Source organism: Enterococcus sp. AZ062 (assembly GCF_051715065.1).
In the GTDB taxonomy this organism is placed as follows: domain Bacteria; phylum Bacillota; class Bacilli; order Lactobacillales; family Enterococcaceae; genus Enterococcus_B; species Enterococcus_B mundtii.
The window spans coordinates 112336-122232 of record NZ_JBIOTB010000002.1; the positions used below are offsets into that span (position 1 = coordinate 112336).

A 9897-nucleotide genomic window follows, 5' to 3' on the forward strand; every position below is an offset into this window, starting at 1 on the left:
CAAATAAAGAGGAGGTTTCAATGGGGGGGGGGGATTACTTATTATGTTATCGTTTTTGTACTCTCCAATTCTTGTTTCTGCAGAAGAAAATTTAAGTTTTTATGTCACACCAGAGTTTCCAGACAGTCAAGTAGAAGGAAGTGGCCGTTACTTCGACCTTAACAGTGAACCTGGAAGTACAGAGGAATTGACACTGAAAATTCAAAATGCCAATGATCAAGCAAAGACGATTGAAATCACGGCTCATACGGCATTTACTAATGTCCAAGGAGTGGTGGAATATGGTAAAGATGCCGAAAAGGCAGACCCAACATTACCCTATTCTTTAGCAGACTTAATTGAACCCCCGACGCCTATTGAATTGGCCGGAAACGAAACGAAGACTGTCAAAGTCACGCTAAATATGCCTAAAGAAGCATTTTCAGGATTTTTAGCGGGTGGCTTAAGAATCGCAGAGGTGAGCGAAGAGCCACAGGAAACAGAAACAAGTGGAGAAGGTGTGGCGATTAAAAATGAATTTGCCTATGTCGTAGGAGTGGTGGCAAGTAATGACCGCTCTGCCGTAAAGCCTGATTTAGATTTATTGGATGTCTTTGCCGATCAACTCAACTATCGCAATGTGATCAGTGCGAACTTACAGAACTTTACACCTACCTTTGTCAATCACTTAGAAGTAGAAGCAACGGTGCAAAAAGAGGGGGAGAACGATATTCTCTATCGAGCCAAGCAAGAACAGATGCAAATGGCACCTAATTCTAATTTCAACTTTCCAATCTCTTTAGAAGGCGATCGCTTTCGAAGTGGCGAGTATCTGTTGAAAATGACGGCACGTTCAGGAGAAGAGGAATGGCAATGGGAACGGAAATTTACTATTGAAGCAGATGAAGCCCGAGCATTGAATCAGCAAGATGTCACGATTGATACGAGTATCAATTGGTGGCTCGTTGCCGCGGTCATCCTGATTCTTTTCTTGTTGTTGATTATTGTTTGGTTACTTATTAAGAAGCAAAGAGCTAAAAATAAGGAGGACCAGCGAGATGAAAATTAAAAAGGTCTTGGTCATGGCAAGTGTTAGTCTTCTTTGTTTTCCTTCGCTCTTTTTCCCAGTGATTTCAACGAGTATTCCTGTGTCTGCCATTGAGAATTCTGTGGAACTATCGAGAGAATCAGAATTGATAAATCCACTGACCAGTACAACAGAAACAAAGGCGCCTATTTTTTCATTCGAAGAAAATCAAGAGCCACCTATAGCAAATAAACAGTTTCAATTAGTCGTACGTTCCAGTCAAGATGTTTCCGAGTTTGTGTTGAATCTCCCAGAGGGAGTCAGTATCGTAGAAGACAAGCAATCTGCTGATAGTAAGTTCACTAATATAGAAGGAAACCAGTGGCAAGTACGGACGAATTCTCCACAAATGACCTTTTCCATTCCACTAGTTGTAGAAAAAGCAGGAGCATATGAGATAGCTGTCGGAGAATCAAAAATAACGCTTAACATTCAAGCAGAGGAGAGCCAAGAAACAAGTGAACAAGGAGTCACTTCCTCGGAAGAAAAAGAAATAGCGAAGACCGAAGAATCAACAGTCGAAGAAGAAGCGAGTGTATCAAGTGATGAAAAATCATCACCCACAGATACTTCGCAAAATGATCCAGAACAAGTAACAGAAAGCGCTCGGTCAACAAAAGAAGCAAGTGTCCAAGATGTGGCGAATTGGGAAGAGTTCATCCGTGCATTTGTAGATCCGTCAATAACAACGATTAATGTTATTTCTGATTTCCAAACACCAGATAATCCTCGACTCAATCTAACGGATATTACGACAGGTGGAACGAATAACCCTAATGGTGGAACAGCATTTGTTTATCTTAATGTAGCTAATATCTCTAGAAATCTAACGGTCGAAGGAAATGGCCATCAAATTGATTTTCGCGCAATCACTTTATGTTTTAACAATATTACGGCTAATTCTTCAACTCCTTGGAATATCGCGTTAAAAGATTTAGAGATATACCACGGAAACTATTATGGACCGTTGACTTTCAATGATTTGAACGTTACGAATCAAACTGCTAGTCAGATCACTTACCATAATATTACGAACTACGGAAATCAACTGATTCATTCACCTTACAGTAGTATTAAAATCTCAGGTAAATCAAGTAGTAAACAAGTATCAGAGTATACTTCCTCTTTTGGTACGTGGCGCATCAATGCACTAGATCAAACGAATATCTATGCTTAAAATTTAACGATAGTTGAAGATGCTGAGGTTGAATTAGAAACAATTAGCGCAGGTAATTTAGATTTAGGAGGAGTAGTACACCCCAATAACAACTTTAGAATGGAAAAAAATTCATCTTTAAATGCTGTATCAAAAGGAAATGCTGGCGAAGCTGATGGAACAAGTTTACTCGTTCGAAGAGGCAGTGTTGAAATAGATGAGGGTGCAAAGCTGAACTTAGTACCACAAAATCTAAGATCAGCAATTTCTTTACGTACTGCGAACTCATCGCTCAGAATAAAAGAAAAAGGTGTTCTTACCATCGATTCTAAAGGAACAAAGGCGAATGCCAATGGGGCTCTATATAATATTATTTGGATGGCGGCAGGAAGCAATCTACTAGTAGAAAGTGGGAGTATATTGAATATTGTTGCCACTGAAATGGCTGCCTCACCATCAAATATTGTACATGTTAATGGGAATGCGACGGTATCCATCGGCAAAGATGCTACCTTGAATATAAAAAGTGACAGTACTTCAAACGCTCAAAATTTGATGTACTTCGCTTCTGCAGGTTCAACCTTTGAATTTTCTGATGCTCAAGAAGTGAATCTAGAACGAACTGGAACGATCGCCGGAACGTCGACCGCCAACGGATTGATTAATATCGCAGGAAGCACCGGGTTATTAGATATCGATGTCCAATCACTGAAACAATGGGCAAGAGGGAATTTTGAAGCGACACCCGATCATTCATGGACTCCGATCTTTAATTTGAATCTACGCTATACAGGAGTAGTTCCTCGTATTGAGACTGTTTCTTCGATTTCACAAGAAACGGCAGATAGTTTTAAGCAATATTTCACTACGCAAAATGTCCAACGGATTTTATTTGAAAAAATTCCAGATGTCGAAGTCACAATTGATCCGTTAACAGAAGATCCGAATGAAGTGAATTCTCATACGATTACTGGAAAGGCGAATCCTAATAGTGTGATCCGCTTCTCAGGCGATCCAGCGATTCCTTCAGGCTCTATTACTTCACCTGATATTTCTGAAAGTGAAAAGTATCATACAACGGCAAATGAGAATGGAGATTATCGCTATGAATTACCGGAAGATCGACGGTTTACTGCTGGGAATACCGTGACAGCCTATGCTTTTTTAAATGGAAAAAATGATACTGCTAGTACAATTGTAGAGAAAAAAATTGTGGTGGCACCAGTGGACCCATTAGATCCTGAAACGGAAATTGCCCCAGAGAATAAGCCTGAAATACCAGAAGATCAAGGTCGTTTGAGTCTAGATTTTGTGTCTCAATTTAACTTTGATACGCAAAAAATATCTGTTAGTGATCAAACTTATTATGCACAACCGCAACGATTATTAAATGAAGATGGAACAGTGAATGAAAGCGAGGAAAGACCAAACTTTGTGCAGATCAGTGATCGTCGTGCCGGCAATGAACGCAGTGGTTGGCAGTTATCAGTTACTCAAAATGAACAATTCCGTAATGAAAGCGGACATGAATTAATTGGCTCTGAAATACAGTTATTCAATCAAGAATTAGTGACTGCACAAGGTGGAACGGCGCCTAGGTTACAAGAAGAAACTACTCAAAGAATCATACCAAATACAAAAAAAATCTTGTTACAAGCAGATGAAGAATCTGGGACAGGAACATGGATCTATCGTTTAGGGAATCAACAAACGGCAAATAAAAGTGTCGGTCTCTATGTACCGAGAGGAGCGAATCCAGAAGCAACTAGTTATTCGACAACGCTGACATGGGAATTAAGTGCAGTTCCTGGTAATTAAAGGAAAGAGAATCGTTCTCTTTCCTTTCTTTGTATAGGAGTAAATTCAGGGAAACTCGTTTTAGTTTTTTTAGAAGGATAATTCATATTTAATGAATGAAATTTTGAGTAAGATACGATTATGCTCTAAAAAGAACACTTTATGAAAAAAATAGTTTATCCTTTTATATTCATATTATAATTTTCTTAAAGGAAAGAAATAAAGCAAATAGTGTGAATAGGTTAAAAGAAAAATATATCAATAAAACTGCTAGAATTTCTACTCGATAAAGATAAGATGATGTAAAAAAGTTGATAGAAAGTGATTAAATAATAGAAAGGAATTTCTCAAACATGAATTATTTAAAAGATTATCGTTTATGGTTATGTCTTGTAGGAATCGTTGGGTTAGGATTTTTATCAAGTATTTTTAGTGGCAACCCAGGAGACTATTACTATTCTTTACAATTACCACCATTTGCACCGCCTAGCTGGATATTCGGACCGATGTGGACCCTCCTATATATTATGATGGGGGGCGCGTTGTATTTAATAATAAATCTGCCTTCTACAAAAATGAAAGGCAAATTATTAATCTTATTTACGATTCAGTTTGTTTGTAATTTTTTATGGACGATACTATTCTTTAATTTAAAGAATAGTTTTATTGCAGCTATTGATATCAGTTTACTTTTAATTTTCTTAACGATTTTACTCTATCAATTGTGGGTAAATAGGCGTAAAGCCATGCTATTGATGATTCCCTACTATCTATGGGTAATATTTGCTACTATATTAAATTATTCAATTTATTTTTTGAATTAATTCGCAATAATTCACGTGGAATATACCAACATTAGTCTCGAAATAATAAAATTTTTTGTTGAGTAGAGTATCTTTTGTTGAAATTACTAATACTACACAGACTGAATGATCAGTTCAGTTTGTGTGGTATTTTATATAAATAGCCAATTAAATTTAATTTTCAAGTAATTAGTTTTTTCAGACCACGAATGGATACTGGAATAATGTCCCCGTTTTCTAAAGTGACTTCCCGTATCTTTTTATTAATCATTTGAATATTCTGGGTATTTACTACAAATGATTTATGGCAACGAATAAAGTGATGGTTTCTATCTTCAGTCTCTTTTATGTTGCCATAGAACTGTAATTGACTATAAGGGAGATGTACCTCTAATTTATGAGGTACACCAGGAGAAGTAGAAAAGTATTGGATATCTTTAATAGGTAAAAATTTGATTTCATCGTTGAATTCGATTTTAAACATCTCTTTTTCTAAAGGAGCTATTTGAAGATCTTTAAATAGCTTGCTTAAAATACGTTCGATATTATCTTTTAAATGTAAAATATCTTCCTTGATAATATAATCAGTGGGTTCAATATTGTTTTTTAAAATAATCAACGAAAGATCAGTATAGGAAGTGACATAAATTATTTTACCAGATGGATCAAGATCACGAATTTTTTTACCGAGTTCGATCCCATTCAATTCACTGTCTTTTAATTCGATATCTAAAAAATAAATACCGAAAGGAGATGTATTTATTTGAACACTTGCGAGTAAATCTTGGGAATTTGAAGTGACGAAATGGATATAGCAGCCTAAGTTTTCGATCATGATTCGATTCTTTATGACAGTAGTTATCATCTCCAGTTGTTTCGAATCATCTTCACATATATATATTGGAATCATTAAAAAGCTCCTTTTAATGTGTTTGTATATAAATTGTTTGAGAAAAACGCTGATTTTCAATTGAAGTTTCAATCAATAGATAAGGGTTCGTTTTTGCCAAATCATCCAGGATATGCAGACCTAGGCCTTCATTTTTAGGATTGCTCTTCGTAGAAAAACCCTTTTGTTTTAACTGATTAAGTGGCAGTGTATTGATAGTTGTATTAACTACTCTAATAACTAACGAATTCTTCTTCTTTAAAATTAATAATTCGATTTTTTTCTTTTTTGCCACAGCAGCTCCTTCTGTTGCGTTATCTAAGACAATACCAAGTATACGAACTAAATTGACCGTATGCTTGGAATCAATTTTGACTTCTTCAGGTATGGTTAACTGTAGAGAGATACCTTTCTCTATTGCCATCATTAATTTTAATGACAATACACTTCTTATTTCCGGTACATTTATTTTATCTAATAAACTAAGATTTGCTGGGGAAAGATTCATTATCTCACGTGTAGGTAATATATTTTGATCGTAATAATTTTTTAGCCCTTCCAGATCCCCTTCACTAATATAACTATTCATCGAAAATAATAGATTCTGATAGTCATGCTTGAATTCTCTAAGTTCTTGATAATTTTTCTCAATATCTCTTATATAATCTTGTTGTAGCTGGATACGTTGCTCCAATAGTTGTTCTTCCATTTTTGCATTTGAAATTTTCCAATAATAAATAAAAATAATTAAACCAATACATAAATATAGAATAAAAAAAGTAGTATTTAACGCAAGTACTTCCGGATTTCCTCCCGAAAAACGAGTATATAAGATAATAATATAATAAGTTGAAAGAATAAATACACCGATTGTACCGATTATTTGGTAATCAATTGCATAAGACCAATTATCAAGGGCTTTTCTAAAACTATAAGCAAGTATAAAAGACAAAAGAGCTGAAAGTGCAATATGAAAGTACTGCGAGGCGTCTCCGGGTTCGATCACGGAAGATCCAAGTACTATAAAGTCTCCTATACTTGCTAGATGATCTCCTAGCAGAGAAGATAGTAATCCCAAAGTTAAAGCATACACTAATGGTCGATGTGATGAAGATAAAAAATGGAATATCATAGCTAACATAAAAATTGCTATTAGTGTAGAAAAAATACCAAATATTGGGTACAAGAAACTTAATAGGATAGCATTTAAACAAGTAACAATTAGAAAAAGAGATTTATGTATTATTTGATGATCGATGAGTAATATACAAATTGTATATATGAAATATTGTAGGGCTATAGGCCATAAAAACATAGAATACATCTCCTAATGTGTTTTCTAAAATTATAGCATAAAGCTTATAATATAGTTTTTTAGTAATTAATTTAACCTTTTTAATTGTATAGAAAATTACCGTTTTCTATACAATTGGATGTCTTACAAGTTATATTGAGTTTAATAAGAAGTTTTTCTTTTAGTCACGGTATGTTTTATTGTGATGGTTTATCAATATATATAGAAATGTAATAAAATGAGATTTTCAGTTATGGTATAATATTTATGCTGTCTGCTACCCCGGCCTATTCTGGCAAGGGGAGGAGGTTGTATTATGAATTACCTTTTCGATATGTTTTTTGCAATCGTAGCAGAAGTAACCGCGCATTACATCTGTAAATGGCTTGATTGCAAAATTATTGCCAAAAAAGACAGTAAGTCTACCCGTTAATCTGAATAGAACGTAAAAGAAAACCACTAGCCCGCCAGCTAGTGGTTTTTGGTGTATCATGAATTACCTTTTCGTTAAAATAATTATACCATATCTACTAAAAAATACAATTAATAGATAATAGACGAATTATCATTACCACTTTGATGAAAAAAGTGAATAATCATTTATTAACAAGCTCTTGAAAGGCAGGATCGTACTCTGTTGATGCTTGAGATATTAATACATCCATATCATCAATTAAGCTTTGTTTTTTTGAATTGCTGCTTGAATTTTTTCTTATCTAAAAATCTAAAAAAATGTATCTCCAGGATGTAACCATTTTCTTTAAGAAACTCCTTTGAAATTGTTGATACTATTGAGTTCCCCCCCACTTCTTTGGATTTTCTATCTTCAATTGCTATAGTCTTCTCCCTCCCCTTTTCTTTTTGTATATACCGTATATACACTTGTTGATATTAAATCAATCGTACTGTCTCTTATGTCTAATTATATAGAAAGATGAGTCTTTCTATATAGTTAGTGATACAAAACTTTTTAAAAAAGGTGCTTTATTTGTTGACATACTCCGTTTGGATTGGTATAGTCCAATTATAAGGGGTTTCCCTCCCCTATTTGTAAGGAAAGGTTGATTTTAATGAATTATAAAGACACGTATAAAAAAATCGATGAATTATTAAGTCATATGCCAGATTATATAAAAGATTTTGTTCAAGCTCGTGATGACCAAGATCAGTCTCCACAAACTACACTGGAATATTTGAAGAATTATAAATTATTTTTTCAATGGTTAATTAGTGAAGCTGTTGTAGCAGATACTTCTATTCATTCATTGAGAGAATTGACTCCTTATGAGTTAAATTTATATAAATCATATCTAAAACGCCGTTCTAAAGAGAATATAAAAAAAGTATCTACGAAACACTATCTGCAAGATAGTAATAATTTAGGATTGTCTGTTGCAACAATAAATCGCAATATTACTGCTTTAAAGGTATTGTTCAAGTATCTCTCCTCTAGCTCAAATAATCCAAATGGCGTACCATATTTAGAGACTAATCCTATGAAACAGGTTGCGACGATAGCCGACAGAACAACACTTGCAGCTCGTGCAAATGCAATTGAAAAACAACTATTTTTAGATGAAGATACTCAAAATTACTTAGATTACATTGAGTTTGAATACAAGGATTCTTTGAGCGCTAAGGCTCTTCCTTATTACGTACGTGACGTTGAGCGAGATCTTGCTATTAATGCATTAATCTTAGGTTCAGGATTACGGTTATCTGAAGTAGTAAATATAAATGTGGATGATCTATCTTTAGATAAGAATAAAGTTGTAGTGATTAGAAAAGGAAATAAAAGAGATGCGGTAAATATTGCAGCGTTTGCTATGGAGTATTTAGCAAACTATCTAGAGATTCGTAGCAGCCGTTATAAGGCTACTGACAGTGAGAAAGCCATGTTCTTGACTATTTATAAAGGTGAGTCCAAAAGAATGACAGGCATAGCAATTGAGCGCATGGTAGCGAAATACTCAAAGGAATTCAAAGTACAAGTTAGCCCTCATAAGCTACGCCATACGTTAGCAACAAGGTTGTATAAACAAACTAATTCACTTGTTCTTACAGCCCAACAATTAGGTCATACCAATACTAATACCACCACTTTGTATACACATATTGATAATGCTGCTACTATTGATGCATTAAATTCTTTATAAAATAGTAATACAAAAGTAATATTATTTATTACTTTTGTATTACTATTTATGATGTCTTGATCGGATTTTTTCTGAATCCTGATCTTTTGAGAAAGTTTTCTTCTCTTCAACTGTCTCGGAACGTGCATTAATCATAAGTTGCCCTTTTTTGAATCCTTCGAAACCCCAACGTGTGATACCAGGAACAACTTTTGAGTCCTGATTAAGTCCTAAAGTGATAACATGGTTTGAAGGAAATACTTCATTACTAGCAAGAGTTATGTCGTTTGCAGCAGCTTTAGGTCCTAATTGATCATAGTAATTTTTAAGTTCGTCAGATCCTAAATCAAATAAATATCTTCCACACATGACCTTTCCTCCTAATTGAATATTTCTTGAAAAAATAGGTGTTTATAGAGCAATTCTAAGGCAATTTTGGAACTTTATAATGCACAGTTCCTTGAATCGTCTTCTAAAAACGGCTAGTAGTACTCATTTTTGACCATCTCTATCTTATTTTCTATTGAATGATTCTAGCTAAGTCTCGAGCATGCCATAACAATTTACACCAAACTGAAGAACCATAAGAAAGTCCTTTATTATATAAATAATAGAACGTTCGTTCACTTTAAAAGTCAAGACACTAGAATTTTAAAAATTTTATAGAAAAGTCAATGGAAGTTAAAATAAAATATAGCGTAACATGACTTTACGATAATCTTCAAATAGTGTAAAATAAAATTATAAATGTTAGCTA

General features: G+C 34.2%; 7 protein-coding genes and 1 pseudogene. 5 read left to right on the forward strand and 3 right to left on the reverse strand.

What is annotated here, in order from left to right:
• Window positions 1–43: 43 nt before the first annotated feature.
• The 4 genes from IGJ00_RS15790 (at window position 44) to IGJ00_RS15805 (ending at window position 4843) form a co-directional block, all read left to right on the forward strand.
• The gene (locus IGJ00_RS15790) at window positions 44–1048 is read left to right on the forward strand and encodes a DUF916 and DUF3324 domain-containing protein (RefSeq protein ID WP_438844648.1); all 1005 of its coding nucleotides are present in this window, start codon (window positions 44–46) and stop codon (window positions 1046–1048) included.
• Window positions 1038–2243, forward strand: a complete 1206-nt coding sequence (locus IGJ00_RS15795) for a pectate lyase-like adhesive domain-containing protein (protein ID WP_438844649.1) — start codon at window positions 1038–1040, stop codon at window positions 2241–2243. Before IGJ00_RS15790 ends, IGJ00_RS15795 begins: the two co-directional genes overlap by 11 nt.
• A 99-nt stretch (window positions 2244–2342) precedes the next feature.
• Window positions 2343–4040: a WxL domain-containing protein gene (locus tag IGJ00_RS15800; protein WP_438844650.1), complete on the forward strand. Its 1698-nt coding sequence runs from the start codon at window positions 2343–2345 to the stop codon at window positions 4038–4040.
• A 332-nt stretch (window positions 4041–4372) separates the two neighbouring features.
• On the forward strand, window positions 4373–4843 hold the full coding sequence (locus IGJ00_RS15805) for a TspO/MBR family protein (protein WP_438844651.1): 471 nt from the start codon (window positions 4373–4375) through the stop codon (window positions 4841–4843).
• A gap of 160 nt (window positions 4844–5003) precedes the next feature.
• Here the strand turns inward: IGJ00_RS15805 and IGJ00_RS15810 are convergent, their stop codons facing one another.
• Complete coding sequence (locus IGJ00_RS15810; protein WP_438844652.1) at window positions 5004–5732, reverse strand: LytR/AlgR family response regulator transcription factor; 729 nt, start codon at window positions 5730–5732, stop codon at window positions 5004–5006.
• A gap of 13 nt (window positions 5733–5745) precedes the next feature.
• Window positions 5746–7026, reverse strand: a complete 1281-nt coding sequence (locus IGJ00_RS15815) for a sensor histidine kinase (RefSeq protein ID WP_438844653.1) — start codon at window positions 7024–7026, stop codon at window positions 5746–5748.
• A gap of 1049 nt (window positions 7027–8075) precedes the next feature.
• On the opposite strand from IGJ00_RS15815, the gene xerS reads away from it, so the two are divergent.
• Window positions 8076–9161 (forward strand): tyrosine recombinase XerS, encoded by a 1086-nt coding sequence (xerS, locus tag IGJ00_RS15820; RefSeq protein ID WP_438844654.1) that lies wholly within the window; start codon window positions 8076–8078, stop codon window positions 9159–9161.
• 87 nt (window positions 9162–9248) lie between these two features.
• Here the strand turns inward: xerS and IGJ00_RS15825 are convergent.
• Window positions 9249–9509, reverse strand: a pseudogene (locus tag IGJ00_RS15825) (SOS response-associated peptidase family protein); the annotation flags it as partial.
• Window positions 9510–9897: the final 388 nt, after the last annotated feature.

Coding starts and splice junctions, on each gene's coding strand:
- IGJ00_RS15815 (WP_438844653.1), bottom strand. CDS start 7,026: ATGTTTTTATGGCCTATAGCCCTACAATATTTCATATATACAATTTGT.
- IGJ00_RS15805 (WP_438844651.1), top strand. CDS start 4,373: ATGAATTATTTAAAAGATTATCGTTTATGGTTATGTCTTGTAGGAATC.
- IGJ00_RS15795 (WP_438844649.1), top strand. CDS start 1,038: ATGAAAATTAAAAAGGTCTTGGTCATGGCAAGTGTTAGTCTTCTTTGT.
- IGJ00_RS15810 (WP_438844652.1), bottom strand. CDS start 5,732: ATGATTCCAATATATATATGTGAAGATGATTCGAAACAACTGGAGATG.
- IGJ00_RS15800 (WP_438844650.1), top strand. CDS start 2,343: ATGGAAAAAAATTCATCTTTAAATGCTGTATCAAAAGGAAATGCTGGC.
- xerS (WP_438844654.1), top strand. CDS start 8,076: ATGAATTATAAAGACACGTATAAAAAAATCGATGAATTATTAAGTCAT.
- IGJ00_RS15790 (WP_438844648.1), top strand. CDS start 44: ATGTTATCGTTTTTGTACTCTCCAATTCTTGTTTCTGCAGAAGAAAAT.